At 72.9% G+C, this 26193-nt stretch carries 24 protein-coding genes; 8 read left to right on the top strand and 16 right to left on the bottom strand.

From position 1 onward, the window contains the following. Window positions 1-17: 17 nt before the first annotated feature. Complete coding sequence (locus ACIF8S_RS09330) at window positions 18-398, bottom strand: signal peptidase I (RefSeq protein ID WP_399998313.1); 381 nt, start codon at window positions 396-398, stop codon at window positions 18-20. Window positions 399-491: 93 nt separating this feature from the next. On the opposite strand from ACIF8S_RS09330, the gene ACIF8S_RS09325 reads away from it, so the two are divergent. Together ACIF8S_RS09325 and ACIF8S_RS09320 are read left to right on the top strand one after the other, a co-directional pair. Continuing rightward, entirely contained in the window at window positions 492-2036 is a 1545-nt protein-coding gene (locus tag ACIF8S_RS09325) for an NAD(P)-binding domain-containing protein (protein WP_399998312.1), read from the top strand. After that, window positions 2029-3471 carry a class I adenylate-forming enzyme family protein gene (locus tag ACIF8S_RS09320; RefSeq protein WP_399998311.1) on the top strand — a complete coding sequence of 481 codons (1443 nt, stop codon included), beginning with the start codon at window positions 2029-2031 and terminating at the stop codon, window positions 3469-3471. Before ACIF8S_RS09325 ends, ACIF8S_RS09320 begins: the two co-directional genes overlap by 8 nt. 70 nt (window positions 3472-3541) lie before the next feature. Here ACIF8S_RS09320 and ACIF8S_RS09315 read toward each other — a convergent pair whose 3' ends face one another. From ACIF8S_RS09315 to ACIF8S_RS09300, 4 genes are read right to left on the bottom strand one after another with little or no spacing between them, the layout of a single operon-like run. Next, window positions 3542-4828 (bottom strand): cation:proton antiporter, encoded by a 1287-nt coding sequence (locus tag ACIF8S_RS09315; protein ID WP_399998309.1) that lies wholly within the window; start codon window positions 4826-4828, stop codon window positions 3542-3544. Next, complete coding sequence (locus ACIF8S_RS09310; protein WP_399998307.1) at window positions 4825-6192, bottom strand: cytochrome P450; 1368 nt, start codon at window positions 6190-6192, stop codon at window positions 4825-4827. Before ACIF8S_RS09310 ends, ACIF8S_RS09315 begins: the two co-directional genes overlap by 4 nt. After that, a complete protein-coding gene (locus ACIF8S_RS09305) occupies window positions 6186-7256 on the bottom strand; it encodes an alpha-hydroxy acid oxidase (protein WP_399998305.1) in 1071 nt (356 codons plus the stop codon). The genes ACIF8S_RS09310 and ACIF8S_RS09305 overlap by 7 nt, the downstream gene beginning before the upstream one ends. Further along, window positions 7253-8827: an FAD-dependent oxidoreductase gene (locus ACIF8S_RS09300; RefSeq protein WP_399998304.1), complete on the bottom strand. Its 1575-nt coding sequence runs from the start codon at window positions 8825-8827 to the stop codon at window positions 7253-7255. Before ACIF8S_RS09300 ends, ACIF8S_RS09305 begins: the two co-directional genes overlap by 4 nt. A 62-nt stretch (window positions 8828-8889) precedes the next feature. Between ACIF8S_RS09300 and ACIF8S_RS09295 the strand changes: the two genes are divergently transcribed. Then, complete coding sequence (locus tag ACIF8S_RS09295) at window positions 8890-10422, top strand: aromatic amino acid ammonia-lyase (protein WP_399998302.1); 1533 nt, start codon at window positions 8890-8892, stop codon at window positions 10420-10422. On the opposite strand, the gene ACIF8S_RS09290 is transcribed toward ACIF8S_RS09295, so the two are convergent. Together ACIF8S_RS09290 and ACIF8S_RS09285 are read right to left on the bottom strand one after the other, a co-directional pair. Continuing rightward, window positions 10325-11662, bottom strand: a complete 1338-nt coding sequence (locus tag ACIF8S_RS09290; protein ID WP_399998301.1) for a sensor histidine kinase — start codon at window positions 11660-11662, stop codon at window positions 10325-10327. The genes ACIF8S_RS09295 and ACIF8S_RS09290 overlap by 98 nt on opposite strands. Further along, window positions 11659-12339, bottom strand: a complete 681-nt coding sequence (locus ACIF8S_RS09285) for a response regulator transcription factor (RefSeq protein WP_399998300.1) — start codon at window positions 12337-12339, stop codon at window positions 11659-11661. The genes ACIF8S_RS09290 and ACIF8S_RS09285 overlap by 4 nt, the downstream gene beginning before the upstream one ends. 274 nt (window positions 12340-12613) lie before the next feature. Between ACIF8S_RS09285 and ACIF8S_RS09280 the strand changes: the two genes are divergently transcribed. After that, the gene (locus ACIF8S_RS09280) at window positions 12614-13714 is read left to right on the top strand and encodes a DUF6215 domain-containing protein (protein WP_399998299.1); all 1101 of its coding nucleotides are present in this window, start codon (window positions 12614-12616) and stop codon (window positions 13712-13714) included. Between the two features lie 63 nt (window positions 13715-13777). Here ACIF8S_RS09280 and ACIF8S_RS09275 read toward each other — a convergent pair whose 3' ends face one another. Beyond that, window positions 13778-14590, bottom strand: a complete 813-nt coding sequence (locus tag ACIF8S_RS09275; protein ID WP_399998298.1) for an SAM-dependent methyltransferase — start codon at window positions 14588-14590, stop codon at window positions 13778-13780. 228 nt (window positions 14591-14818) lie between these two features. Here ACIF8S_RS09275 and ACIF8S_RS09270 point away from each other — a divergent pair, with 228 nt between their 5' ends. Continuing rightward, window positions 14819-15529: an SDR family oxidoreductase gene (locus tag ACIF8S_RS09270; protein ID WP_399998297.1), complete on the top strand. Its 711-nt coding sequence runs from the start codon at window positions 14819-14821 to the stop codon at window positions 15527-15529. Between the two features lie 30 nt (window positions 15530-15559). Here ACIF8S_RS09270 and ACIF8S_RS09265 read toward each other — a convergent pair whose 3' ends face one another. The 8 genes from ACIF8S_RS09265 to ACIF8S_RS09230 all read right to left on the bottom strand — a co-directional run bounded on the left by ACIF8S_RS09265 (window position 15560) and on the right by ACIF8S_RS09230 (window position 23288). Continuing rightward, window positions 15560-16234, bottom strand: coding sequence for a TetR/AcrR family transcriptional regulator (locus tag ACIF8S_RS09265; RefSeq protein WP_399998296.1), 675 nt, complete (start codon window positions 16232-16234; stop codon window positions 15560-15562). A 156-nt stretch (window positions 16235-16390) separates the two neighbouring features. Beyond that, window positions 16391-18004 (bottom strand): bifunctional 3-(3-hydroxy-phenyl)propionate/3-hydroxycinnamic acid hydroxylase, encoded by a 1614-nt coding sequence (locus ACIF8S_RS09260; protein ID WP_399998295.1) that lies wholly within the window; start codon window positions 18002-18004, stop codon window positions 16391-16393. Then, window positions 18001-18774, bottom strand: a complete 774-nt coding sequence (locus ACIF8S_RS09255) for an HpcH/HpaI aldolase/citrate lyase family protein (protein WP_033276266.1) — start codon at window positions 18772-18774, stop codon at window positions 18001-18003. Before ACIF8S_RS09255 ends, ACIF8S_RS09260 begins: the two co-directional genes overlap by 4 nt. Further along, window positions 18771-19241 (bottom strand): nuclear transport factor 2 family protein, encoded by a 471-nt coding sequence (locus tag ACIF8S_RS09250; protein ID WP_399998293.1) that lies wholly within the window; start codon window positions 19239-19241, stop codon window positions 18771-18773. The genes ACIF8S_RS09255 and ACIF8S_RS09250 overlap by 4 nt, the downstream gene beginning before the upstream one ends. Window positions 19242-19243: 2 nt before the next feature. Beyond that, window positions 19244-20059 carry a fumarylacetoacetate hydrolase family protein gene (locus ACIF8S_RS09245; protein WP_359575438.1) on the bottom strand — a complete coding sequence of 272 codons (816 nt, stop codon included), beginning with the start codon at window positions 20057-20059 and terminating at the stop codon, window positions 19244-19246. Between the two features lie 11 nt (window positions 20060-20070). Beyond that, the gene (locus ACIF8S_RS09240) at window positions 20071-20955 is read right to left on the bottom strand and encodes an alpha/beta fold hydrolase (RefSeq protein ID WP_399998291.1); all 885 of its coding nucleotides are present in this window, start codon (window positions 20953-20955) and stop codon (window positions 20071-20073) included. Continuing rightward, entirely contained in the window at window positions 20952-21887 is a 936-nt protein-coding gene (locus tag ACIF8S_RS09235; RefSeq protein ID WP_399998290.1) for a 3-carboxyethylcatechol 2,3-dioxygenase, read from the bottom strand. Before ACIF8S_RS09235 ends, ACIF8S_RS09240 begins: the two co-directional genes overlap by 4 nt. Before the next feature lie 36 nt (window positions 21888-21923). Further along, window positions 21924-23288: an MFS transporter gene (locus tag ACIF8S_RS09230; protein WP_399998289.1), complete on the bottom strand. Its 1365-nt coding sequence runs from the start codon at window positions 23286-23288 to the stop codon at window positions 21924-21926. A 324-nt stretch (window positions 23289-23612) separates the two neighbouring features. Between ACIF8S_RS09230 and ACIF8S_RS09225 the strand changes: the two genes are divergently transcribed. From ACIF8S_RS09225 to ACIF8S_RS09215, 3 genes are all read left to right on the top strand, one after another. Beyond that, window positions 23613-24740, top strand: coding sequence for an ABC transporter permease (locus ACIF8S_RS09225; RefSeq protein ID WP_399998288.1), 1128 nt, complete (start codon window positions 23613-23615; stop codon window positions 24738-24740). After that, window positions 24737-25453: an ABC transporter ATP-binding protein gene (locus ACIF8S_RS09220; RefSeq protein WP_399998287.1), complete on the top strand. Its 717-nt coding sequence runs from the start codon at window positions 24737-24739 to the stop codon at window positions 25451-25453. The genes ACIF8S_RS09225 and ACIF8S_RS09220 overlap by 4 nt, the downstream gene beginning before the upstream one ends. A gap of 61 nt (window positions 25454-25514) precedes the next feature. Further along, window positions 25515-26114 (top strand): TetR/AcrR family transcriptional regulator, encoded by a 600-nt coding sequence (locus tag ACIF8S_RS09215; protein WP_399998286.1) that lies wholly within the window; start codon window positions 25515-25517, stop codon window positions 26112-26114. Window positions 26115-26193: the final 79 nt, after the last annotated feature.

Raw genomic sequence — 26193 nt, 5'->3', positions numbered from 1 at the left:
CCACCATCCGGGCCGCGTCAGCCGGCGGCCGCGTCCTCCGGCACCTTGTAGCCGGGCACCGAGGGCCAGCGGACCGTCAGGACGACGGACTCCTCCTCGGCGAGCCAGGAGTGATCGACGCCCTTGCCCCACACCACGTAGTCCCCCTGCTCGGCCAGCAGAACGCTGCGCCCCGGCAGTTCCACCCGGAAGCGCCCGCTGATCAGGACCAGCAAAGCCGTACGCGCTTCGCCGGTCACCCATCGGGCCCGTGCCTCGCCCCGCGGGTGGACACCCCATTTGATCTCCACGTCCTCGCTGTGCCGAGGGTCGGAGGCGTCCTTGAAGTGCCCCAGCAGCCACCCTCGGTCCAGCGCGGCGTCCTGGCCCGCGTTGCCCACGTACACGCTGTCGGTCATGGCTCCGGAACGTAGCAGCCGGACGCGGGGTGCCCGGGGCGGGCGGGTCGTAATCTCAGAGTTCTCTGATTCCGGGCCGTTAGCGTCCCGCCCATGATGCGCGACTACATCGTCATCGGGGCCGGACCGGCCGGACTCCAGCTCGCCGCTCTGCTGGAACGCGAGGGACGCGACTACGTCGTCCTGGAGCGGGGGAGCGGGCCCGGTACGTTCTTCACCCGCTTCCCCCGGCATCGTCAACTCATCTCGATCAACAAGGTCAACACCGGGTACACCGACCCGGAACTCGCCCTCCGCATGGACTGGAACTCGCTGCTCACCGACGACCCCGAGCTGCTGTTCACCCGCTACAGCGAACGCTACTTCCCGGCAGCCGACGACCTGGTGCGCTACCTGGGCGACTTCGCCCGGCGCACCGGTGTCCGCGCCGAGTACGGCGTCCACGTCACCCACGTCTCCCGGGACGGCGACGGCTTCCTGGTGCGGGACGACACCGGCCGGAACTGGCGGGCACGGCGCCTCGTCGTCGCGACCGGCGTGTCCCGGCCGCACGTCCCGGACATCCCCGGCATCGAGACCGCCGAACGCTACGACGACTTCGACACCGACCCCGCCTCCTTCACCAACCAGCGGGTGCTGGTCCTCGGCAAGGGCAACTCCGCCTTCGAGACGGCCGACGCGCTCATGGAGAAGGCCGCCGTCATCCACGTCGCCGGGCCGCACTCGCTGCGGATGGCGTGGCAGACGCACTTCGTGGGCCATCTGCGCGCGGTGAACAACAACTTCCTCGACAGCTACCAGCTCAAGTCGCAGAACGCGGTCCTGGACGGCACCGTCGAGCGGATCGAGCGGCGGCCCGACGGCGGCCACCGGGTGGAGTTCCGCTACGCCCGCACCACCGAACGGCTCCGCGAGCTGCACTACGACCGCGTCGTGGTGTGCACCGGTTTCCGCTTCGACACCTCGCCGTTCGACGCCACGTGCGCGCCCGAGATGGTGATGGACGACCGGTTCCCCGCCCAGACCTCCGCCTTCGAGTCGGTGAACGTCCCCGGCCTGTACTTCGCCGGCACGCTCACCCAGCAGCGCGACTTCAAGCGGTCCACCAACGGGTTCATCCACGGCTTCCGCTACGGCGTCCGCGCCCTCCACCGCCTCCTCGGCGCCCGCCACCACGACACCCCGTGGCCGGCCCGGGAACTGCCCGCCGAGCCGGAAGCCGTGGCCGACGCGCTGGTGGAGCGCGTCAACCGTTCCTCCGGCCTGTGGCAGCAGTTCGGCTTCCTCGGCGACGTGGTCACCGTGCACGACGGCCGCGCCGTGTACCAGGAGGAGGTCCCGCTCGACTTCGTCACCGACGGCGGACTCGGGCCGTCCGCGCACCGGTTCGTCGTCGACCTGGAGTACGGCCCCGGCCACGACCACGTCGACCCGTTCGACGTGTCCGTACCGCGCGTCAGCGAGAACGACCCGGAGCACGCCCACGACTCCACATATCTCCACCCCGTGGTGCGCCACTACCGCGACGGCGAACTCGCCGGCACCCACCATCTGGCCGAGAACCTGGAGAACGACTGGGACGTCCCCGCCGTCCACCGCCGGCCGCTCGCCGCGTTCGTGAAGTCCTGCCTTGGCTGAGCAGTTCCCCGGCGCCGTGCTCGACCTCCTGGAGGCGGCGGGCGACCGCCCCGTCTTCGAGCACGGCGACCGGGTGGTCACCGGACATCAACTCCTCTCTCTGGTACGGCGGGTGACCAACGGACTGCGCGCCCGGGGCGTGCGGCCCGGTGACGGTCTCGCGCTGCTGCTGGGGGTGAGCCCCGAGGCGTTCGCGGCCGTCCTCGCCGCCCACGCCGTCGGCGCCCGCGTCGTGGGCGTACGCCCGGGACTCACCGCCGGCCAGCGCGCCCACCTGCTCGCCGGCACCGCCTTCCACGTGACCGACCGGGAGACGGTGACGGCCGAAGCCGTCGTCCTCACCCTCGACGCCCTGCTCACGGCGGACGACGACGGTACCCGCCCGCGCATCTCCGGCCGCCCGCGGGACGTCGCCCGGCTCGTCCACACCAGCGGCAGCACCGGCATGCCCAAGGCGTGCGCCCAGACCTACGCCGCGATGACCGCCGCCTGGGCCGTCCACCCCGACCGCTGGCCGCCCGCCGTCCGTGAACTCGCCCCGCGCCTGGAGCGGTTCCTCGTCTTCGGCACCCTGGCCAGCCAGGTGATGATGGAGTACGGGCTGCTCGCTCTCGCCGCCGGCGGCACCCTCGTCGCCGACGCCACCCCGGTCCTCCCGGACAGCCTGGTGCGCCATCGGGCCACCGGCAGCGTCATCACCGTGGCCCGGCTGACGCGGCTCGTCGCGAACGTGCGGGAGCGGCCCGTCGACCTCGGCGCCCTGCGCGCGCTGATGGTCTCCGGTTCGCCCATCGACGCCGCACGGCTGCGGGAGGCCGCCGACGTGCTCGGGCCGGTCGTCTTCCACGGGTACGGCCAGACGGAGACCGGCATGATCTCCATGGCCACCCCGGACGACGAGCCGGGCACACTGGGCGTCCCGCCGGTCGAGGTGGAGGTGCGCGACGCGGACGGCACGCCCCTGCCGCCCGGCACCGACGGGGAACTCTTCGTCCGCACCCCCTCCCAGGGCTGCGGCTACTGGCGTGAACCCGCCCTGAGCGCCGAGGTGTTCACCGCCGACGGCTGGGTCCGCACCCGCGACATCGGCCACCTCGACACCCAGGGCCGGCTGCGGCTCACCGGACGCGCCCGCGACGTGATCATCGTCAACGCCAACGTCTTCTACGCCGGCCCCGTCGAGCGGGTGCTCGCCGGACATCCGGCGGTCGCGGAGGCGTACGTCGTCGCCGCTCCCGACGAGAACACCGGGGAGACGGTCCACGCCTTCGTGGTGCCCGCGCCCGGCCGGACGCCCCGGCTCGACGAGCTGCGCGCCCTCGTGGCGGCCGACCTGGGCGAGGACACGGCCCCGACCCGGCTCACCCTGATCGAGGACGTTCCGCTCACCCCGGCCGGGAAACCCGACAAACGGGCCCTGGCGGCCGGGGGCTAGCGACCGCGCCCGTCAGAGCAACCGGGGGCCGCCGGCACACGCACCGCGTGCCGGCGGCCCCCGCGCCGTTTCAGTGGCTCACCGGTTTCACCGGGTCCGTGGACGGCACCGCAGCCGGACCGGACGGTCCCGCCCCCCGCGCCCGCTCGCGCCGGTCGATCCACGTCAGCAGCGGAGTCGCCATCACGGTGGTCACCACCGCGACCACCACCAGCGCGCTGAACAGCGCCTGCGTCACGATGCCCGCCGCCAGCCCCAGGTTGAGCGCGATCAGCTGCATCAGGCCGCGCGCGTTCATCAGCGCCCCCACCCGCAGCGCCACCGACGACGGCTCCCCGGCCACCCGTGCCGCGAGCCAGCACGCGCCGAACTTCCCCGCCACCGCCACCAGCACGCACCCCAGCGTCAGCAGCAGCACCGGCCCCGAACCCAGCAGCGCGAAGTCCGTGTTCAGCCCCGAGTAGGTGAAGAACAACGGCAGGAACACCGCGCCCACCGGAGTCAGCTTCTCCACCGTGTGGTCCAGCCGCTCCGACCGGGGGAACACCAGGCCGAGGCTGAACGCGCCGAACACCGCGTACAGCCCGATCTCGTCGGTGTACCAGGCCACCAGGAACAGCGCCCCGACCAGCACCGGCAGCAGACTCTCGGGTGCCGCCCGCTCCGCGAGCCGCACCGTACGGCCGCGCAGCCGCGCCACCACCCCCAGCACCACCACGAGCCCGAGGGCACCGACGACGGCCAGCGACACCAGATCCGCGCTGCCCCCGGAGATGCTGAAGACACCCGCGAGCAGCACCCACGCGACCGCGTCGTCCACCGCCCCCGCCCCGAGCGCCAGCGATCCGAACCGGGTTCCGGTCAGGCCCCGTTCGGAGATGATGCGCGCCAGCATGGGGAACGCCGTCACCGCCAGCGCCACCCCCACGAACAGCGCCGACACCACCAGCGGCACCCCCGGCGCCAGGGTGCCGGTCCGCTCACCCGCGACGGCGATCAGCGCCGCCCCGAGCGCCACCGGAGCCAGCACGCCCGCCGTCGAGACCAGCCCCGCCGACCGCGCCACCCCGCGCAGCCGGTCCACCCGGAACTCCCAGCCGACGTGGAACATGAACGCCACGAGACCGATCTGCCCCACCACGTACAGCACCGGCCGCAGCTCCTGCGGGAACAGGCCCGCCTCGACATCCGGCAGCAGGGCGCCGAGCACCGAGGGGCCCAGCACCACACCCGCGAGCATCTCCCCGACCACGGGCGGCTGCCCCACCCGCCGCACCAGGGCGCCGACGAGCTTGCAGGCGGCGAGGATCACCACGACGGCGAGGAAGAACGCCGGGGCGAGTTCCGTGGGCGTCATGAGCTGTCTCCCGGGGAATGGACGACCGGACACCGGCCGGGCGGAAAACGTTCGAAGTACCGTGCGGCCGGCCGTTGCCGGCGGGCGTGCAGGACCATCACCGTGCCGAGCACGAGCTGCCGTACGCCCCGGGTGACGTCCTCCACGCCGTCGCGGACCCGCAGGAACGTCCGCAGTGGCGCGAGGCGCGCCCCCGGGTTCAGGGTGCGCGGGACGAGCAGGCACGGCGCACGGTGCGGTATGGACCGGGTGTGCGACACCGTCGAGTCCAGCCGGAAGCGGCTCAGCACCTCCCGTACGGCGGCGCGCAGCACCAGCGGCGACAACCGCCAGGCGGGACACGGGCGGTTGGCCGCCACGCCGAACGGGATGTGGTGGGCGTCGCGCGCCGACAGCGAGTCCCAGCGGTCCGGGTCGAAGGCGTCCGGCCGGTCGTAGCCCGTGGCGTGGTAGTCCGGGTAGCTGAAGCAGACGACGGACCCCGCGGGAAGCGTGGTGCGCTCGTCGAGCGGGACGTCGTCCGTGGTGATGCGGTGCGCGATGCCGAACAGCGGGTACAGCCGCATCGTCTCGTCGAGGACGTGCGTCAGGTACCGGTCGTCGTCCGGGTCGTCCGCCAGCCGCGCCTGCGCCTCGGGGTGCCGGGCCAGCGCCAGCAAGACGTGCGCGGTCGCCTCGGACAGCTGCACGACGGCCGTGTTGAAGAAGGTGCCCTGGAGGTGGAACACCTGCTCCTCGGGGGTCAGCGAGGCCGGCAGCCGGTGCGGCACGTCCCCGGCCGCCAGCCGCTCGCGCAGGTACGCCGTCAGCCGTGCCCGCCGCCGTGGATGGCGCAGGCCCGTGCACTTCAGGGCGTTGATGACGTCCGCCGCGTGGTCGGTGATCAGCTTGCGGGCGTGCGGCGGACACGGCTCGCGGAACACCAGCTCGTAGGCGAACTCCGCCCAGGCGGGCATCACCAGGTCGCGCAGCCGCACCGAACTGATCCGGTCGCCGGGCAGTGTGTCCAGGACGCCCGCGACCGCACGGCCGGCCGCCGCCGCCAGGTCCGCGGAGCCGCCCGCGAGCATACGGCGGGTGGCCGCCGCCACGTCCTCGTAGCGCGGGCCGGGCTCCAGGTGCTCCTGGTGCACCTCCGGCCCCGGCGACAGCCAGTACCAGAACAGGTCGGACAGTCCGGCGCCCGCGCTGCGGCCGTCCGCCGCCGGATGCGCGTACACCCGCTCGAACACCTCGGGTCCGTACGCGGCGTTGGGCAGGGTCACCACCCGGTCGCCGTTCACCTTCTCGAAGATGCGCACCCGCAGCGCCACCACACCGCGCGGCAGCCACCACGTGTCCGGCTTCCGCCCGCCGCTCACCACGTCCCGTCCTTCCTCACCACCATGTCCCGGGTCAGATCGGTGTTCCGGCCGCCTCCGCACAGCGCCAGCGTGTGGTCGTGGCCGTCGCGCAGTTCCGCGAGGACCCGCCGCACACCCGCCTCGCCGTCGGCGGCCAGCCCCCACAGCACCGGGCGGCCGACCCCGACCGCCGTCGCGCCCAGCGCGAGCGCCACGGTCACGTCCTCGCCCCGGCGCACCCCGCCGTCCAGCAGCACGGGCACCCGTCCCGCGACCGCGCCGGCGACCGCAGGCAGGCAGTCCACGGCGGCCGGCACGGCGTCGCACTGGCGGCCGCCGTGGTTGGAGACGACGACCCCGGCCACCCCGTGCGCGACGGCGAGTTCCGCGTCCGCCGGATGCAGGACGCCTTTCACCAGTACGGGCAGCGCCGTCATGGCGAGCAGCGCGTCGAGGTCCCGCCAGGACAGGGCCGGGGACATGGGGATGTCGGTGAGGCCGCCCGGCGGGGCACCGGGCAGGTCCCGCATGTTCTCGGCGGCGTAGCCGGCCGGCAGATCCGTGAAACCGTTGCGCAGGTCGCGGGGACGGCGGCCGAACACCGGGGCGTCGACGGTGACCACGAGCGCCGAGCAGCCGGCCTTCTCCGCCCGCCGCACCAGCGCCTCGGTGACCTCGGGACGCGGATGCAGGGACAGCTGGAACCACACGGCCGCGTCCTCCGCCTCCTCCCGGGCCGCCGCGGTCACCTCGCCGACCGCGACGGTCGCCGCCGTACCGGTCACCAGGACGACGCCCTCGGCCGCCGCCGCCCGGGCCGTGGCCCGCTCGCCCTCCGGGTGCATCAGCCGGTGGAACGCGGTCGGCGCCACCAGCACCGGACCTACCCGGGGGGCACCCGGCAGGCCGACCGAGGTGTCCCGCCGCGCGTGGCCGCGCAGCACCCTCGGCAGCAGCGCGTACCGGTCGAACGCCCGCTCGTTGCCGGCCAGCACGCGCTCCTCGCCCGCGCCGCCCGCCACGAAGTCGTAGTGCGCCGGGTCCAGGACCTCGCGGGCCCGCTCCCGCAACGCGCGCGGCGTCACGGCGCCACCGGACCGGCCGGGGAGCGGTGCGCGGCGAGGAACGCGCGCAGGGGCGCCCGGTGCACGTCCTCGCTGTCCCACTCGTTCTCCAGGTTCTCCGTCAGGTGGTGCTCGCCGGTGAACTCCCCGCCCCGGTACCAGCGGACGACCGGATGCAGATAGCGGCCGTCGAGCCCGGTCGCCTCCTGCTGCGAGGGCCGGCCCGCCGACACGTCGAACGGGTCCACCCGGTCGTGGTCGGCCCCGTACTCCAGGGTGATCACCGCGTGCGCGGCCACCTCGCCGAAGTGCCCGGCGCGCACCGCGTCCGGCACGTACGCCGCCGGAACCTCCTCGGCGTACCGCAGCGTGCCGTCCGGGCCGAGCAGCAGCAGGTCGCCCAGGACGGCGAACTGCTGCCACAGCGCCGACGACCGGTTGACCCGCTCGACGATCCGGTCGACGGCCGCCCCGGTGTCCCCGCCCAGCTCCGCCACCGGCCACGGCTCGCCGTGGTGGCGCCTGCGCAGCTCCCGGTGCAGGGCGCGCACCGTGTAGCGGAAGCCGTGCACGAAGCCGGTGGTGGACTTCTTGAAGTCGCGGCCCTGCGTGAGCGTCCCGGCGAAGTACAGACCCGGTACGTTCACCGACTCGCCGACGGGCGTCAGGGCGGGGAAGCGGCCGCCGACCACCGTCTCGGGCGTGCAACCGCCGTCGAACACCGAGGCGTCGAAGCGGAAACCGGTCGCCACGATCACCCGGTCGTAGCGCAGGTCCTTCACCACCTCGTCGACCCGCTCGAAGGCCACCGGCACGCGGAACCCGTCGCCGTCCCGCCGGATCTCGAGCACCCGCCCGTCCAGCAGGGCGTTCTGCGACTTCAGCTGGTAGCTGTCGAGGAAGTTGTTGTTCACCGCCCGCAGATGGCCCACGTAGTGCGACTGCCAGGCCAGACGCAGCGAACCGGAGCCGACCAGGTGGATGACGGCCGCCGTCTCCATCAGGCTGTCGGCGGTCTCGAAGGCGGAGTTGCCCCGCCCGACGATCAGGACGCGCTGGTCGGTGAAGGACTCCGGGTCGGGGTCGAACGTGTCGTAGCGTTCGGCCAGTTCGATGCCGGGGATCGACGGCAGGTTCGGCAGTGGCACCCCGGTGGCCACCACCACGCGCCGGGACCGCCGGACCGTCCCGGCGGAGTCCGTCACGGTGAACCCGTCGGCGTCGCGGGAGATCCGCTCGACCGCGGTGCCGTACCGCACCCGTACGCCGGTGCGTTCCGCGAAGTCCGCCAGGTAACGGACCATGTCGTCGGCCGGCGGGAAGTAGCGCCGGCTGTACCGGGTGAACAGCAGCGCGGGGTCGTCGCTCAGCAGGGAGTTCCAGTCCATCCGCAGCCGCAGCTCCGGATCCTCGTATCCGGTGTGCACCTTGTTGATCGAGATGAGTGTGCGGTGCCGGGGGAACCGGGTGAAGAACGTGCCAGGACCGCTTCCGCGCTCCAGAACCACGTAATCCGCGCCGTCCCGCTCCAGGAAGGCGGCGAGCTGCAGCCCCGCCGGCCCCGCTCCGATGATCAAGTAGTCGTGCGCCATGGCGAGGAAGCTATCCAGCGGAATTCAGAGCGCTCTGAGATTGCCCGCCTAGCGTTCCCCGCGTGCTGACCACCACGGACACCGTCACCCTCACCGGCCCCCTCGACCCCGCCGCCCTGCGCCGCGCCGCCGGGCCGCTGACCGTCACCGTGGACGCCGCCGCCCGCGTCCGCCTGGACCGCGGACGCCGCCTCTTCCGCACCCTGCGCGACGGCCACGACGGCGGGGGAGAGCGGCAGATCTACGGCGCCACCACCGGCTTCGGCGCGCTCGTCGGCTACGCGGGACGGGCCGACGAGGCCGACCAGTGCGACAACACCCTCGCCCACCTCGGCGCGGGCCAGGGACCCGACCTGCCCCACGAGATCGTGCGCGCCGCACTGCTGGTGCGCGCCCGGTCCCTCGCCCAGGGCCTGTCCGGAGTCTCCGCCGACGTCGTCGACCGGCTGGCGGAGATGTTCGCCACCACGTTCACGCCCGCCGTCCCCCGTTACGGCTCCGTCGGCGCCAGCGGCGACCTGGTCCCGCTCGCCTACGCCGCCCAGGCGCTGCGCGGCCGGGGCCACGCCTACGTGGACGGCCGTCGCATGCCGGCCGCCGAGGCGCTCGCCGTGACCGGGCTGCGCACCCTCTCCCTGGACGGCCGTGACGCCCTCGCGCTGGTCAACGGCACCTCCGTCACCACCGCCGCCCTGGCCCTCGCCCACGACGCCGTCCGCGCCGCCCACCGCGCGCTCACCGACCTGACCTGCCTGCTGGCCGATCTGCTCGGCTGTGACCCCGGCTTCCTCGACGCGGACCTGCTGCGCGCCTACGGCCATCCCGGCGCCGCCGACACCGGCGCCCGCATGCGGGACCGGCTGGCCGGCCTGGTGCCGTCGGGGGAACGCCCGCTCCAGGAGCCGTACAGCATCCGCTGCTCGCCGCAGCTGCTCGGTGCGGCGGAGGACGCGCTGCGGTACGTGGACGCGGTGGTCGCCGCCGACCTCGCCGGGGTCAGCGACAACCCCCTCTTCCTCCCGGAGGACCCGGACCCGGACGGCCCGGGGGAGATGAGGGCCGTGCACGGCGGGAACTTCTTCGGACAGCCCGCCGCGTTCGCCGCCGACCTGCTCGCCTCCGTGACCGCCCAGCTCGGCAACCTCGCCGAGCGCCAGCTGGACCTGCTGGTGGACCCGGCCCGCAACGGCGGGCTGCCGCCCATGCTCGCCACCGAACCCGGCGCCCAGCACGGCCTCCAGGGCGTGCAGCTGGCGACCACCGCCTTCGTCGCGGAGATCCGCCGCAACGCCACGCCCGCCGCCATGCAGAGCCTGCCGACCAATCTGCACAACCAGGACGTCGTCCCGTTCGGCACCCAAGGCGCCCTGCGCGCCCACGACATGGCCGAACTGCTCGGCCTGCTGTGCGGGTCCCTCGCCCTCGGTCTGCGCCAGGCCGTCCACGTCGGCGCCCGGCGGCCCACCGCGCCCCGCTGCGCCGCCCTCCTCGACGCGCTCAGCGCCGCGATCGATCCGGTCGACCCGGACCGGCCGCTGGACGAGGACGTCCGTACAGCGGCACGGCTGCTCGCCACCGCCGCGACGCCGTCCTGAACGTGCGGTCGGCGACGGCCGGCGGTGACGGCGCGCTCTGCGGCAGGCGCAGGGTGAACCGTGCGCCGTCCCCCGGCCGGCCCGCCGCGGCCACCGTGCCGCCGTGGTCGGTGACGACCTCCCGCAACAGGGCGAGACCCAGCCCGTACCGCCCGCCGCCGCCCCGGTGAAACCGGCGGAACAGCCCCTCCGCCTCACCCGTGTCGAAGCCCGCCCCGGTGTCCGTGACCGTCAGTTCGACGGTGCCGTCCCACCGGGACAGCGCCAGCTCGACGCGGCCGCCCGGCGGGGTGTGGGCGATGGCGTTGGCCAGCAGCTCCCCGACCGCCCGGCGCAGGGCGGTCGCCACCCCGTCCACCCACAGCGGGTGCGGCGGGCCGTCCACGCGCACGGTCAGCCCGCGCTCCCGGACGCGGTCCGCCTCCTCGTCCGCGGCCGCCCGCGTCAGCGCCACCAGATCCACCCGCCGGCGTGCGGCCCGCCACGTCTGCCCGGCGGTGAGCGTCGCCGACGACAGCAGGTCGTCCAGCACCTCCCCGAGCCGCCCGAGGGAGGTGACCAGCGTCCCCAGGCCCTCCCGGTGCGCCGCCGGCAGCCCGTCGGCCGCGGCCCGCCGCGCCAGCGTCTGCGCCCGCGTGTGCACCCGGGTGACGGGGGTGCGCAACTCGTGACTGGCGTCCGCGACGAACCGCCGCTGCCGGGCCAGGGCCTCGGCCAGCGGCGCCACCGCCCCGCACCCCAGGGCCAGGGCGGCGGCGAGCGCCGCGACCAGCCCCAGCCCTTCCGCCACGCCCAGCGCGAACCGGAGATGCTCGCGGTCGGCGAGCTGGAACCGCATGTCCAGCACCGCCTGTACCACGTCGCCGTCGTCCCTGACCTGCGTCCGCACCCGGTAGGAGGTGCCCCCGCGCCGCACGGTGCGCTCGACCGGCTCGCCGGTCAGCCGCACCCGGTCCAGGTCGGCGTCCAGCGGAAACCCGGCCGGCGCGTTCGGCAGCGGCAGCGTGGTCCCGCCCGGCACGAACAGCCACATGCACCCGGGAGGACGTGACGGCTCACCGTACGTGGCGACGTACCGCACCTCGCGGCGTATCTGCTCGTCCTGCGCGTGCGTCGTCACCGTGTAGGCGACGGCGCCGACGACGGTGATCAGCAGGGTGACGACGGCACCGGTGATCCAGACGATCCGCCACCGGGCCCGGCGCACCACCGCGTCCTCGGCCCGCCCCGGCTTCCTCACAACGCCCCCAGGCGGTAACCGAGTCCGCGTACCGTAAGGACCGCGCGGCGGCCCAGCTTGCGGCGCAGGTAGTAGACGTAGGTGTCGACGAGCGACGCCGCGTGCGCCTCCTCGAAGACGATCCGGCGCAGTTCCGCCCGTGAGTACACCGCGTCGGGACGGCTGGCCAGCGCGTGCAGCAGGGCGAACTCCCGCGCGGCCAGGACGATCCGCTCGCCGTCCGGCAGCGTCACCTCGCGACGCCCGACGTGCAGCTGACCCGAGCCGATCCGCAGCACGTCGGTGACGTCCCGCGAGCGACGGCACAACGCCCGTAATCGCGCGCCCAGTTCATCGAGGTCGAAGGGTTTGGCCAGATAGTCGTCGGCGCCGGCGTCCAGCCCGTCCACCCGGTCGGACACGCTGCCCATCCCGGTGAGCAGCAGCACCGGCGAGCGCACCGGACGGGACCGCAGCCGCCGCATCAGGTCGAGACCGTCCAGCACCGGCAGCCCCCGGTCGATGACGAGGACATCGTACGAGCGGGTGAGGCCGAGGTGCAGGCCCCGCTGCCCGTCGGGTGCGACGTCCACCGTGTATCCCTCGTCCCGCAGCACCTCGGTGAGCAGCCCGGCCAGCTCCCGGTCGTCCTCGACCAGGAGCAGCCGCCAGGGATCCCGTGCGTGCTCATGCGTCACTGTGACCTCCCTCGCCGCAGTCTCGGGCGTCTCAACGCCTCCGTGACGCACGGGAGTTCCGCATTTTGACGACTGACAGCGAGGAGACAGTCACCGGGGCCGTCAAACGGCGGTATCACGCCATCGCGCACGAGGCGCGCCTCACGTGAGCGCGGATCCGGGCGGACAGGTCCCGGAGCGCGGGCGCAGGACCCCGTTCATCACGGTTGAGCACCGGGCCGGAATTATGGCTTCCATCACAGCCGTGGTGATCCTGTGCTGGTGAGATCACCAGATGCTCGGATTTCTCGTACGTCTTCTGCCCTTCTGGGTCCGTGAGCCGCTGCTCATCCTGGTCGGGTCGGTCTTCGGCGTACGCATCATGTACATGGCCGTCTTCGACGGCGAGGGATGGGTGGCGGCCGCCATCGGCGCGGCGTTCCTGCTGGCCACGGCGGTGCGCGTGCACATCGTGGTCAAGGCGCTGCGGGCCCGGCGACATCGGAGTCCGGTGTCCGGCGCGGACGAGGGGACGACACCTGCCGTCACCGCGTCGCAGACGCAGACGCAGACGCAGACGCAGACGCAGGCTCAGGCTCAGGCTCAGGCTCAGCCTTCGGCGCGCCCCCAGCCGCAGGCTCCGGCCGCGCCGCGTCCCGCCGCTCCGGCCGTCAGGGAGAAGGAACCCAACGCCTGGGGGCAGGCCGCCGCCGCCGTGGGGCTCTTCGTGGCGCTCGGCGCCGCACTCTGGCTGGGCCCGAAATTCCTGCCCTCCGACCAGGTCGGGGCCGGGGCCGAGAAGGCCGTCTCGTGTCCCGGCGCGGAGGAGGCCGCGGAGGACGAGGAACTGCCGCGTGCCTACCGGACCACGCCCGGGGCCGTGACCGGCGAGGAGCTGTGCGAGGCGCTCAACCGGCCCGACCTGCCCGAACTCCTCGGCACCCCCACCGAGATCGCGACGTCGGCGTCCGGCTCCAGCGGCACCGCCCCGCTGACGGACGAGAAGATCGCCCAGCCGGAGGCCAGGGTCGGCTTCGACACGTACACGGTGGACGTCCTGGCCACCTACAACAAGCTGACGATCGACCAGTACGCGAACCTGATGAAGTACGGGGACGAGACCGACCTCAAGAGGCTCACGGTCCTCGGCCGGCCCGCGATCCTGTCCTCGGACCACATGATGAGCATCCAGATCGACCTGGGCGGCAGCGCGTCCGGCGGCCCCGTCGGCCAGGGCCCCCTGGCCAGAACGCTGACCGTGGCCCTCGACGCGAAGGACGGGGGCGGCTACTACGACTTCACGGTGTGGAGCGAGTCGGCCGGTCTCCCGGACGACAGCGTCCTCGTCGACGTCGTGGAGACGGTGCTCCCGGCGATCCCGCACGGGAACGCCTGACGGGACGCCCCGCCCGAGGCCCGCGCACGGCGGACCTCGGGCCGGCGGTCATCCCGTGGAGCCCTACTTCTTGAGCGCGACTCCCGCGACGGACACGTCCGGAGCGTCCGCCGTGCCGCCGCCGGTCTCCGGGCGCCAGGAGACCGTGGGGACGACGCCCGGCTCGACCAGGTCCAGACCGTCGAAGTAGGAGGCGATCTCCTCCGGTGCCCGGAGGTGGTAGGTGTTGGCCGACTGCTGGTTGTACGCCAGGACGGCCCGGTTGAGCGCCTCGTTGGAGTTCGTGCCGTCGCTCAGCGCGAGGTAGCTGCCCGAGGGGAGCCCGGCGAGCAGGGCGCTCACCAGCTCCGCCGGCCGGTCGGCGTCGGAGACCTGCCCCATGATCCCCAGCATGGTCAGGGCCACCGGGCGGCTGAAGTCCAGCGTCTTCGCCGCCTCGGCCAGGATCCGCTCCGGGTCCCGGACGTCCGCGTCCACGTAGGCGCAGGCCCCCTCGGGGCTGCTGGTGAGCAGCGCCTCGGCATGCACCAGCACCAACGGATCGTTGTCCACGTACACGATGCGGCTCTCCGGCGCGATGCGCTGGGCCAGCTCGTGCGTGTTGTCCGCGGTGGGCAGCCCGGTCCCGATGTCCAGGAACTGCCGGATGCCGGCCTCGCCCGCCAGGAAACGTACGGCGCGTCCGAGGAACCGCCGCTGCAGCCGGGCGACGGCGGCGAACTCCGGGAACGTCGTCAGGATGGCCTCGCCGACCTCGCTGTCGACGGGGTAGTTGTCCTTGCCGCCCAGGAGGTAGTTCCACACCCGGGCGGAGTGCGGACGGTCGGTCTGCAGTCTGTCCCGGATGTCGCCGCGCGGGGCTTCGGGAGATTCCATGGATTCCATGGGCATAGCTTCACACACGGTGGTGCTGAACGTGCTCAAGTGCCCGCATGTTCAGCGGACTTCGCGGCATGGGCGTCTGTCTGTGCCGCTCGCTCGCCATGCCGCCACCGAGGGTCGTTGACGCGCGCCACCGGAGCCGATTACCTTTACTAGAATACTGATTCTAGAGAGATCGTTCGAATTAATCGGATCAACACCGTGACCCAGGAGCAGCGCACCATGACCGAAGCACGCCCCACCGCCCTCGTGATCGCCGGCAGCAGCGGTATCGGCGCCGCCTCGGCGCGGGAACTGGCAGCACGCGGCCACCGGGTGGCGGTGCTGGCGCGCGGCGAAGGGACGGACGCGCTGGCCGGGGAACTGGGCGGCCTGGCCCTCCGCGGCGACTACACCGCACCCGGGGTCGTCGAGGACGCCGTCGAGCAGCTCCTCTCCGCCTGGGGCCGGCTGGACGTGCTGGTCAACAGCGCGGGACACGGCCCCAAGGGCAAGCTGGAGGAGCTGACCGACGAGGACTGGGCCACCGGGTTCGACCTGTACTTCTACAACGTGGTGCGGGCCTGCCGCGCCGCCCTCCCCGCGATGCGCGCCCAGGGCGGAGGCAGCATCGTCAACATCTCCTCGGCCAGCCCCACCGAGCCCTCTCCCCGCTTCCCCACCTCCATGGTCGCCCGGGCCGCCATGACCACCTGGACGAAGCTGTGGGCGGACGAGGTCGCCGCGGACGGCATCCGGATCAACAACGTGCTCCCCGGGTACACCGTCGTCGACCCGGAGGCCGTGCCCGCCGCATGGACCTCCGCCATCCCCCTGGGCCGGGCCGCCGCCTACGAGGAGGTCGCGCGGACCGTGGCCCACCTGGCGTGCGACGCCACCTACACCACCGGGCAGAACCTGCGCGTGGACGGCGGACTCACCCGCGCCGTGTGAGCAGGTACGGCCCGGGAGGCCATGACCGGCCTAACCGGCGGCCCTGCGGGCGTAGTCGTCCACCAGGCCCTCCAGGGCCCGCGCCGCCATGTCCGCGTACTCGGCGAAGTCCAGCTCCAGGTGCACGTCGGAGTTGGCGTGGACGTAGAAGCCGTCGGTCAACGCCAGGCTCAGCACCGTGAGTTGGGTGGGCAGGTCCGGGAAGCGCTCGACGACGTCGGCGGGGACGGACTCGGTGATCCGCTCGACGTCCACCTTGAACATCTCCACCCGCATCCGCAGGTAGGCCGCGCGGACCTCGTTGTCCTCGCCCAGGCCGCCCAGCTGCCTGCTCAGGGCCCAGACCGCCGCGGCCTTGAGCAGCGCCTCCTCCTTCGTGTAGTGCTCGGGGTCGGCGCCCGACAGGCCGGCGATGCCGCGGGACAGCTTGCGGCGCAGCCCCTCAGGACCGGAGTGGAGCTCCGTCCAGGCCTTGTGGCAGTGTTCCAGCAGCGCGACGAAGAGCTGTTCCTTGCTCTTGAAGTGCCAGTACACCGAGCCGATCGGCAGGCCCGAGGACGCGCTGACCGCCGCCATGGTCGTGCCCTGGTAGCCGTGCTCCAGCGCCAGGTCCAGCGCCGCCAGCAGGATCTGCTCCCGGCTTCGGTCCGAGCGCGCCTGCCGCGTGCCCTTCCTGCCCTCGCCCTGCTGCGTGCTGCGCGTCATGCCGCCACCTGTCGCCGTCGTCGTCCGTACCCGTGTGTCCAGCGCGATCATTCTAGAACCGCGCTACTAGCGCCTGTCCGGCGCGGGACCGAAGTGGCCGCACAGCACGGCCTACTTCGGTCCCGCGGAGCTCCCCGGCGTCCCGCCCTCACCGCGTCACACGGCGCAGGCGGCCTCCAGGACACGCGCCACGACGTCGTCGAGCTCCTGCGTCAGGCACTCGGCGGCGATCACGTGGTCGGGGCGCAGGACCACGGCCCCGACCGGCCGCGCGTCGAACCACGCCTGCAGGCTCGCCTCGCCCCCGAGGTCGCCGACGACGGTGACGCCGCCCGTGGCCCGCTTGCGCGCCCACGGCAGCTGCGCCTTCGGCACCACCTGCACGAGACGGGCTCCGAGCCGGTCCAGCGCCGCGCGCCGGTCGGCGGAGAGGAACGCCGTCGGGTCGTTGTTCCAGGTGAGGACGCGCCAGCCCTGACCGGTCGCGTCGTCGAGCAGCATCTCGAGGCCGTCCGCGTCGGTGGCCTTCGGCTGCGGGAAGATCGAGCCCGCCAGCCGGGGAACGTCGCGGACGGGCAGCGACTTGGACACCGGCAGCGGGGTGTGCACGACCACGCCCCGGTCGAACTTCGGCTGCGGCTTGAACGCCTGCCGCTTCTGCGCCTCCCGCTCCTCGGGGGTGCGGGAGGCGGCGATCCGGTCGCGCTCGGCGGCCTTCTCGGGGTCGTGGTCGGTCATCTCCTTCGCCATCCGGAGGGAGACCGCCACCATCTGCGTGACATGGCCGAGCCGTTCGGTCTCGTAGGTGTCCAGCAGACCGTCGGCCGACAGCCCCTTGACGACGGCGGCGAGCTTCCAGCCGAGGTTGAAGGCGTCGCGGATCCCGGAGTTCCAGCCCTGCCCGCCGACCACGGGCATGACGTGGGCGGCGTCACCGGCGAGGAAGATGCGCCCGTGCCGGAAGCGGCCCGCGATCCGGGCGTGGTGGCGGTAGACGCGGCGGCGGATGATGTCCAGCTTCGACGGGTCCGGCACGTGGGGCGCGAGCAGGCCGAAGACGAACGCGTCGTCCTCGACCTCGGCCTCGCCCTCGTGCTCGAACAGGGTGAACTCCCAGCGGCGGATGCCGTGCGGCAGCGCGATGGAGGCGTAACTGCGGGCGGGGTCACCGCCGAACACGGCGTGCGGTGTGCCGATCGGGTCGTTGGCGACGTCGATCACGATGCCGTCGGTCGGCCGGGTCTCGCCCTCGAACGAGATGCCGAGGCGCTTGCGGGTGGGGGAGGACCCGCCCTCGGCGGCGACGACGTACCGCGCGCGCACCGTCCCGCCGTCGGCGAGCGTGGCGACCACACCGTCGGCGTCCTCGGCCAGGTCCACGACCTCGGCGCCGAACCGCACGGCCGCGTTGGGGAAGCGGTCGAGGCCGGCGAGCAGCACCCGGTCGACCAGCGGCTGCACGAAGCCGTTGCGGCGCGGCCAGCCGAACTCGCGTGTCGTCGGGTTCACTTCGGACAGGATCGCCCCGGCGCCGTTGATCATGTAGATCTTCTGGTCCGGGATGGTGTGCGGAAGCACCTCGTCGACCAGCCCGGCGGTCTGCATCGCGCGCAGTGCCTCGTCGTCGATGCCCACGGCCCGCGGGTAGTCGACGAGCTCGTGCTCCCGCTCGACGAGGAGGACGTCGACGCCCTGCTGCCCCAGCAGGTTGGCCAGGGTCAGACCGACCGGACCAGCCCCGACGACGAGGACGTCGCAGGCCTTGTTCATGTGGTGCTCCGTGCGGATCGGGCCGGGCCCAGCCCGGCGATGGTGTCGCCGAACGCGCGGTTCAGCAGGACGAGATCGATGCCGAGGCCTACGTAGTCGACGAGGCCGTCGGTGAGGAGACCGGCCGCGTACTCGGGGCGGCCGGAGTAGATGCCGAGGGTGACGCCGTGCGCGCGCGTCACCTCGCGGACGTGGGAGATCGCCTCGCGCACCGGACCCTCGTCCCAGTCGCCGCGCCCGGGCAGGCCGTAGGAGACGGCGAGGTCGGCCGGGCCGATGTAGACCGAGTCCAGGCCGGGCGTCGCGACGATCTCCTCGGCCCGGTCGACCCCGGTGCTCGTTTCGATCTGCGCGACGGCCGACACCGCCCGGTTGCCCGCCTCGGTGTACGAGTCGCCCGGGTACAGCGCGGGCCGGGAGGGGCCGAGACTGCGGTTGCCGGCCGGCGGGTACTTGACGGCGGCGACCAGGGCCTCGGCCTGGGACCGGGACTCGACGGTGGGAGCGACGATCCCGCGCGCCCCGCTGTCGAGGAGCCGCAGCACCGGCGCGGGGTCCAGCGAGCCGACCCGGGCGTACGCGTAGGCGTTGTCCCGGGGGATCGAGCGCAGGATCCCGCAAGCCGCCTCCAGCCCCAGCTCGCCGTGCTGGAGGTCCAGGATCACGCCGTCGTAGCCGGCGGCCACCGCCCACTCCGGTATCGAGAACGCCGGAACCGTCTGGTGGTACAGGACCGGGGGCCGGTCACCGCCGAGAGCTTCGCGCTTCACCGCGCCGGCCCTTCCTGACCGGCCACGCGCGCCGCGTGGGCCGCGGCGGCCCGGCCGCCGAAGACCGGCACGATCTCCCGGCGGGCGAACAGCCACCGGCCGTCGACCTTGCGGTAGCGCTCGCGGAACTCACCGACCGACGCGGGCAGCGTCTGCGGCTCGTTCGTGTCGCGGAAGGTGAGGTACTGCACGGTGCCCTCGACCTCGTCCCCGTCCGCGGCCCGCACCAGACGGATCCCGCCGATGTGGTGACGGCCGACGACGTCCGTCTGCCGGGCCCGCTTGGCGCCCCACGCCTTCATGGCCTCACGGTCCATGTCGCCCATCGGGCCGACGGAGACGCCGTCCTCGGTGTACAGCTCCCAGGTGGTGTCCGCCCGGTTGTGGTCCAGGCGGTAGAGCATCTCCGCTATGAGCTGCTCGATCTCGACGCGGGTGGCCGCGTCGACGGGGCGGTAGTCAGTCATGCTCAGCCTTTCGAATCGGCGGTCGCGACCACGCGACCCAGCCCGGTGACGGTGGCGACGCACTCGACGTCGGCGGGCCACGGCTCGATGTAGCCGATGGAGCCCGACAGCAGCACTTCCCCGGCGCGCAGCGGCTCGCCCGTGCGGATCGCGGTCTCCGCCAGCCAGACGACCGCGTTCACCGGGTCCCCCAGCACGTTGCTCCCGACACCCCGGGTGATCTCCTTGCCGCCACCCGTGATGACCATCTCGACCTGGGTCAGGTCGACCTCGCCGTACGGGTGCCGTTCCTCGCCGAGGACTACTCCGCTGCACCCGGCGTTGTCCGCGATGGTGTCGACGATCTGCCCGACGGAACCGGAGTAGCGGAAGTCGACGACCTCGAACGCGGGCGTCACGTAGTCGATCGCCGCCTCCACACTCGCGCGGGAGGCGTCCGTGACGTCGCTCTTCAGCACGAACGCGACCTCCGCCTCGATCAGCAGGCGGTTGTACGCGGACAGCGGCAGACGCGCGCCCGAGGCGTGCACCATGTCGTCGTGGATGATCCCGTAGTCCGGCTCGTCGATGCCCACGCGCCGCTGCACCAGGGCGTTGGTCAGACCGACCTTGCGGCCGACCCGCCTCACGCCCAGCTCGCGCTCGCGCAGGGCGGCGAACTCGGCGGAGATCGCGTAGGCGGAGTCGAGGTCGCGCTCGGGCAGCCGGGGGCTCACGTACGGCACGGTGTACACGCCGCGCTTGGCCTCGAACAGCTCGCGTGCGATCTCGCTGATGGTCTCCCGGGTGACGCTCACTCCGGTCCTTTCGTCAGACATGCTTCCGGTCGTCAGGCGTACTTCTGGAGGAAGGCGACGGCCGCGGCGTTGAACTCGGCGGCCCCCTCCCACTGCGGCCAGTGCGCGGCGCCGCGGACCAGCAGGTACTCCCCGTCCGGGATGAGCCCGCACAGACGCTCGCCCTCGGCCTCGTCGCCGGTCGGCTCGTTGTCGGTCCACACCATCAGGGCGGGGACCGGGACGGCCGCGAAGTCGTCGTCGGTCACGCGGTTGCGCCACCGCCGTTCCGGCTCCCGCAGGGCGGAGACGTTCGCCATGCTGAACCCGTCGCGTGCGTAGATCGCCCGGCGTACGCGGACCAGCTCGTCGGTGATGTTCCGCGGGTCGTGGATCACGACCTGGAGGCGCTTCTTCACGTTCTCGAAGGTGGGCTCGCTCACCGCCTTCGCGCTCACCGACTGGGTGCGGTCCAGCTGGGGTTCGCCGATCACCCGGCCGCCCGGCGCGGACAGGATCACCGTGCGCAGGCGCTCGGGGTGCTTCGGCGCGAACTTCAGCGCCAGCCAGCCGCCGAGCGACTCACCGGCGAGATGCACCCGGTCCAGGCCCAGCGCGTCGAGCAGCGCCAGCAGGTGCGCCTCGTAGTCGCGGATCTCCAGCGGGTGGTCGGCGAGCGCGGTGTACCCGTGGCCCGGGTAGTCGTAGCCGACCACCCGGAAGCCGGCCTGGGCGAACGCGCGGACGTTCTGCGTCCACGCCTCGATGTGACCGCTGGTGCCACTGGCCAGGACGACCGTCTGCGCCTTTGGGGACGCCCCGGCGATGTCGAGGACCCGGGTGCGGCAACCGCCCGCGTCCACGTACCGCAGGGTGTGCTCCAGGTCAGCGATCTCTTCCCACAGGGTCGCCAGGTGCGCCCTCTCCGTGCCGCTCATGCCGTCACCGCCGCCTGCACGGCGAAGCCCGCGCCCCACTTCTCGACCGCCCAGTACCGGTCGACGGCGAAGCGGTAGGGTCCGGCGGTCGACAGGGCCGCGTAGGCCGCGATCCAGCTGCGCATCTCGTGCGCGGCCGAGCCGCCCTCCGCCACGAACCAGCCGTTCTCCCAGCCGTCGGCCGGGGTGAGGTCGCCGGAGCGGAACGTGTCGAGGAGGAGCTTGTCCCACTCCTCGTTCAGCGGGTCGCTCGGCGCCTTGCCGTCGGCGATGGCCTGGATGCCCTTGACGATCATCTGCTCCCGCTCGTGCCGCTCCTCGGGGGAGGGCGCGTAGGCGACCAGACGTTCCTGCACGGTGCCGGGGGCGCCGTCCCAGCGGGGGATCGGCGGGTTGTGCGAGATGCCGCCCGAGGCCAGGAACAGGACCTTCTTGTCCAGGGCGCGGGCGGCCCGGCCGAACGCCTCACCCATCAGGCGCACCCGCCGCATGGGGGACAGGGGCAGGCCGATCGCGTTCACGAACACCGGCACGATCGGCTGCGCGAAGTCCTTGCCGAACACGAAGTCCAGGGGCTGGACGATGCCGTGGTCGACCGTCATCCGCTCACTGCGGCCGATGTCGATGCCCTCGGCCAGCACGGCGGCGTGCAGGGCCCGGGCGGCGTCGGCGTCCACGGGGAGCGGCCCTGCCGTGGTGCCGTAGTCGCCGACGCCCTCGGCGACCGCTCCGATCACCCAGGGGCTGATCAGCGAGTAGAGCTGGCCGTTGAAGTGGTCGGGTCCGAAGACCACGACCAGGTCGGGGTCGTACGCGGAGACGAACTCCCTGACCTCGTCGATGGCGGCATTGATCTCGGCGAACGTCTCCCCGCCCGGGTCGACGTTGCCGAAGGACGGCGCGTGGGAGAGCGCTGCGACGGCCAGCGGCATGGTGCTGGTTCCTTTCTGGGAGGGTGCGGACGGCCGCTAGGCGGACGTACCGGAGAGCGCGGGCTCGGGACGCTGGGCCTCGGCCGCCTCGGAGCGGCGCTGGGCCAGGTGGAGGACGATGATGCTGACGCCGGCGAGCAGCATCGGCAGGGAGAAGACGGTGAAGGCCACGCCCATGCCCCAGCCGGCGTCGAAGGCCGCGCCGCCGATGACCGGGGCGGCGATGCCGCCGAACCGGCCGACGCCGATGACCACACCGAAGCCGGTCGAGCGGGCCAGGGTCGGGTAGAGCGTCGGGACGATCGTGTAGAAGGCCGCGGTGCCCGAGCAGACGAAGAAGGAGGCGGCGAACAGGGTCCACCAGGCGGTGGGCATCTGGGAGCCCACGATGCCGAACAGCGACAGGGTGAAGGTGGCCAGGAGCAGGAAGACCGGGGCGAGGACGCGGATGCTGATCCTGCCGCCCAGGTACCCGAAGAGGACGTTGCCGAGGATGCCGCCGATGCTGAAGGCGGCGACGAGCTGCGGGGCCAGCGCGGGGTTGTCGTTGGCCGAGGCCACGCTGCTCGGAGCCCAGTTGGTCATGAAGTAGAAGCTGAGCATGTAGGCGATGTAGCCGACGATCATCAGCAGGGTGTAGACGCCGGTCCGGCCGGTGAAGACGGTGCGCAGCGAACCCTTCGCCTTGACCCCCGTGGCCTCCGGCTCGGGAAGCGCCGCGAGCGCGGGCCGGTGCATCTTCGCCAGCAGCGCGTTCAGCCGCTCCAGGGCGTCGGGGCGGCGGCCCTCGGAGAGCCAGGCCAGCGACTCGGGCAGCAGCGCGTACGTGGCGACCGCGGCGATCGCGCTGAGGACGAACCCGATCCACCAGCCGAACTGCCAGCCGCGGGCGTCGAGCATCGGGCCGACGATCATCGAGCCGAGCAGCCCGCCGATGTTGATGGCGGCGGCGTAGACGGCCATGACCAGGGCGTACACACGCTTGCCCGTGTACTCGGTGAGGATGACGCCGACCACGGCCACCAGACAGCCGACCCCGACGCCGGTGACGATGCGGCTCAGGACCAGGGGCCAGGTCCCGGTCTCCGGGGTGGCGAACGGGCCGATGAACATGCCCACCGCGATCGTCGTGGTGGCGATGACGCCCATCTTGCGCCGGCCGATGCGGTCGGCGAGCGGCGCGACGATGATCGATCCCACGAGCATGCCGATCAGGGCGCCGGACATGACCAGTCCGAGCTCCGCCTTCGAGACGCCGAAGCCCCTCTCGATGTAGGGCGCGGAGAACGACGTGAGGGAGACGTCGTAACCGTCGAGCACGACCAGGGTGATCGCGATGACGATGGCGCGTTTCTGCAGCCCGCTCATTCTCTCCTGCGGGATGTGGTCGGTGATCCTCATGCGAGTTCCCCTGTTCCGGGACAGAGCGGACCGGCGCCGCGGCGGCGGCCCGCAAAGGAGGAGGCGGAACGCTGACCAGCCGCGTTCCATCGACGAAAACTAGAAGTTACGTTCTAGAATCGTCATTACAGTGACGAGCGGCCGGGGGTGGTGTCAAGGGGTGGCGAATGATCGATCAAGTGGGGTGAGTCGGGGAGCCGGGATCCAGGAAGGTCCCGACAGTCGTGTCGGGAACATCCGATAGGATGCCGACGCTCGTGTCGTCAAGTGCGAGTAAAAGGCGTGCGTGTCGCGCCCCCCTCGTCCCCGCAGCCCGGAGTTCCCGTGTTCCTTGCCCTACGCGACCTGCGCTTCGCCCGCGGCCGCTTCGCCCTGATGGGCGCCGTGGTCGCCCTCATCGCCGTCCTCGGTGTCCTCCTCTCGGGGCTCGCCTCCGGACTGGCCGACGCCGGTATCTCCGGCCTGCGCGCGCTGCCCGTGACCCACATGGCCTTCGACGAGAAGGCGAGCAGCGAGCAGTTCTCCCGGTCCACCGTCGAACAGGAGGACTGGGAGGCCTGGTCCGAGGCCCCCGGTGTGAAGCGGGCCGAACCGTTCGGCAACGCCCTCGTCAACGCCCAGGTGACCCAGGGCGAGCAGAAGGGCGAGCAGGTCAACCTCGCCGTCTTCGGCATGGCACCCGACTCGCCCCTGGCCCCCAGCCCCGGCGAGGGGAAGGGGCTGAAGGACGGCGGTGGCGGCATCGTCATCACCCAGGAGATCGCCGACCTGGGCGTGCGCGTCGGAGACGTCCTGACCGCCGACAAGAGCGAGGTCCGGCTGACGGTGACCGGCCTCGTCGACGACACCGTCTCCTACGGCCACATCGGCGTCGCCTACGCCGACCTGGACACCTGGCGCCACCTCCACTACGGCCTGCCCGGCGAGCTGCCCGAGGCCGCGCTCCACCAGGCCACGGCGGTCGCCCTGACCCTGGAGGACGGCGCCGACGTCACCGCCGTCGAGAAGGCCACCGGCACCCGCGCCGACAGCAAGGAAACCACCTACGGCGCGTCCCCCGGCTACACGGCGGAGTCCAGCACCATGGCCCTGATCAAGGGCTTCCTCTACGCCATCTCCGCCCTGGTCGTCGGTGCCTTCTTCACCGTGTGGACCGTCCAGCGCAAGCCCGAGATCGCCCTGCTGAAGGCGCTCGGCGCCCCCACCGGCTACATCCTGCGCGACGCACTCGCCCAGGTCGTCGCCGTCCTCGTCGCCGCCACCGCCGTGGGCACCGCCGCCGGTCTCGCCCTGGGCAGCGCGATGATCGGCAAGGCCCCGTTCTCCCTCTCCGCCCCCGCCGTCGCCACGTCCGCCGGCCTGCTCATCGGCCTGGGGACCGTGGGCGCCGTCGTCGCCGTCCGCCGCATCACCGCCGTCGACCCCCTGACCGCCCTGGGAGCCACCCGATGACCACGACCAGCACCGACCACCGGGCCACCCCGGACGCCACCGGCTCCGGCGGACTGCGCCTGCACGACGTCAGCCTGACCCTCGGTGACGGCGACACCGCCGTCACCGCCCTGGACCACGTCGGACTGACCGTCGCCCCCGGCGAGTTCGTCGCCGTCGTCGGCCCCTCGGGATCCGGCAAGTCCAGCCTGCTCGCCGTCGCCGGCGGACTCCAGCGGCCCACCTCGGGCACGGTGCACATCGCCGGCACGGAGCTGACCGCCCTGTCCGACAAGGAACGCACGGCGGCCCGCCGGCGCCACATCGGCTTCGTCTTCCAGCAGTCCAACCTGCTCGCGTCCCTGACCGTCCGGGAACAGCTGCTGCTGCCCCTGCACATCGACGGACGCCTGGACGCCGCGGCCCGGACCCGGGCCGACGAACTCATCGCGGCGGTCGACCTGGCGCACCGCGCGGGCTCCCGCCCGCACCAGCTGTCCGGAGGCGAACGCCAGCGCGCCGGTCTCGCCCGCGCGCTGATGACCTCACCGGCCGTCCTGCTGGTGGACGAGCCCACCTCGGCGCTGGACCGCGAGCGATCCGCGGAAGCGGTACGGCTGATCGCCGAGCAGACCCACCGGCACGGCACCGCGACCGTCATGGTCACCCACGACACGGCGATAATGGACGCCGCCGACCGGGTGCACGAGATGGTCGACGGCCGGCTGTCCTGAACCGGACGGCGGCCGGCGCCGTGCCGCCCGGCCCCGTCCGTCTGCCAGGAGTCCCGCCCGCATGCCGAAGATCAACGCCGCCACCGTCGCCGAACACCGCGCGCACCAGCGCGAGACGCTGATCGGCGCGGCGATCGACATCCTGGTGAACGAGGGCGCCGCCGCCGTCACCCCGGCGGCGGTCGGCGCCCGCGCGGGCCTGGCACGCTCCAGCGTGTACCAGTACTTCGACTCCTCGGCGGCCCTGCTGGCCACCGTCACCGAGGAGGCCTTCCGGCGGTCCAACGAGGCACTCGCCCGCGCGACGGCCACCGCGCGGGGGCCGGTAGAACGGGTCGAGGCGTTCTTCCGGGAGAGCCTGCGCCTCGGTGCCGAAGGCGCCCACCGGCCGGCCGCCGCGCTCATGAACGCCGGTCTCCCGCCCGCCTGCCAGGAGCGCCTGGTCGAGCTCCACCTGGAGCAGGTCGAGCCGTTCCGCGCGGCAGTCCGGGAGCTCGGCGTCCCCGAGCCCGCCCTCACCGCGGACCTGATCGCCGGGATGCTCCACACGGCCCTGGCCGCCGTGGAGGGCGGTGCCCCCCTGGACACGGTCACCGGACGCACGCTGGACCTGGTGCGCCGCTGCCTCGGCCCGCACGACGGTGCGGCGGGTCCGGCATGACACCGGGACCGCATGACGGTGCGGCGGGTCCGGCATGACACCGGGACCCGCCGCACCGGCTCCCCCTCGGAGATGGGCT

It is taken from the genome of Streptomyces sp. NPDC085937 (assembly GCF_044540535.1).
In the GTDB taxonomy this organism is placed as follows: Bacteria; Actinomycetota; Actinomycetes; order Streptomycetales; family Streptomycetaceae; genus Streptomyces.
Note: the sequence above shows the minus strand (reverse complement) of the source record. Positions and strands in the feature narration are given on the sequence as shown.

Bases quoted from the DNA above. Each gene is read 5' to 3' on its own strand.
- ACIF8S_RS09330 (WP_399998313.1), bottom strand. From the start codon at position 398: ATGACCGACAGCGTGTACGTGGGCAACGCGGGCCAGGACGCCGCGCTG.
- ACIF8S_RS09325 (WP_399998312.1), top strand. From the start codon at position 492: ATGATGCGCGACTACATCGTCATCGGGGCCGGACCGGCCGGACTCCAG.
- ACIF8S_RS09315 (WP_399998309.1), bottom strand. From the start codon at position 4,828: ATGACGCCCACGGAACTCGCCCCGGCGTTCTTCCTCGCCGTCGTGGTG.
- ACIF8S_RS09300 (WP_399998304.1), bottom strand. From the start codon at position 8,827: ATGGCGCACGACTACTTGATCATCGGAGCGGGGCCGGCGGGGCTGCAG.
- ACIF8S_RS09280 (WP_399998299.1), top strand. From the start codon at position 12,614: ATGCTCGGATTTCTCGTACGTCTTCTGCCCTTCTGGGTCCGTGAGCCG.
- ACIF8S_RS09275 (WP_399998298.1), bottom strand. From the start codon at position 14,590: ATGGAATCTCCCGAAGCCCCGCGCGGCGACATCCGGGACAGACTGCAG.
- ACIF8S_RS09270 (WP_399998297.1), top strand. From the start codon at position 14,819: ATGACCGAAGCACGCCCCACCGCCCTCGTGATCGCCGGCAGCAGCGGT.
- ACIF8S_RS09265 (WP_399998296.1), bottom strand. From the start codon at position 16,234: ATGACGCGCAGCACGCAGCAGGGCGAGGGCAGGAAGGGCACGCGGCAG.
- ACIF8S_RS09260 (WP_399998295.1), bottom strand. From the start codon at position 18,004: ATGAACAAGGCCTGCGACGTCCTCGTCGTCGGGGCTGGTCCGGTCGGT.
- ACIF8S_RS09250 (WP_399998293.1), bottom strand. From the start codon at position 19,241: ATGACTGACTACCGCCCCGTCGACGCGGCCACCCGCGTCGAGATCGAG.
- ACIF8S_RS09245 (WP_359575438.1), bottom strand. From the start codon at position 20,059: ATGTCTGACGAAAGGACCGGAGTGAGCGTCACCCGGGAGACCATCAGC.
- ACIF8S_RS09240 (WP_399998291.1), bottom strand. From the start codon at position 20,955: ATGAGCGGCACGGAGAGGGCGCACCTGGCGACCCTGTGGGAAGAGATC.
- ACIF8S_RS09235 (WP_399998290.1), bottom strand. From the start codon at position 21,887: ATGCCGCTGGCCGTCGCAGCGCTCTCCCACGCGCCGTCCTTCGGCAAC.
- ACIF8S_RS09230 (WP_399998289.1), bottom strand. From the start codon at position 23,288: ATGAGGATCACCGACCACATCCCGCAGGAGAGAATGAGCGGGCTGCAG.
- ACIF8S_RS09220 (WP_399998287.1), top strand. From the start codon at position 24,737: ATGACCACGACCAGCACCGACCACCGGGCCACCCCGGACGCCACCGGC.
- ACIF8S_RS09215 (WP_399998286.1), top strand. From the start codon at position 25,515: ATGCCGAAGATCAACGCCGCCACCGTCGCCGAACACCGCGCGCACCAG.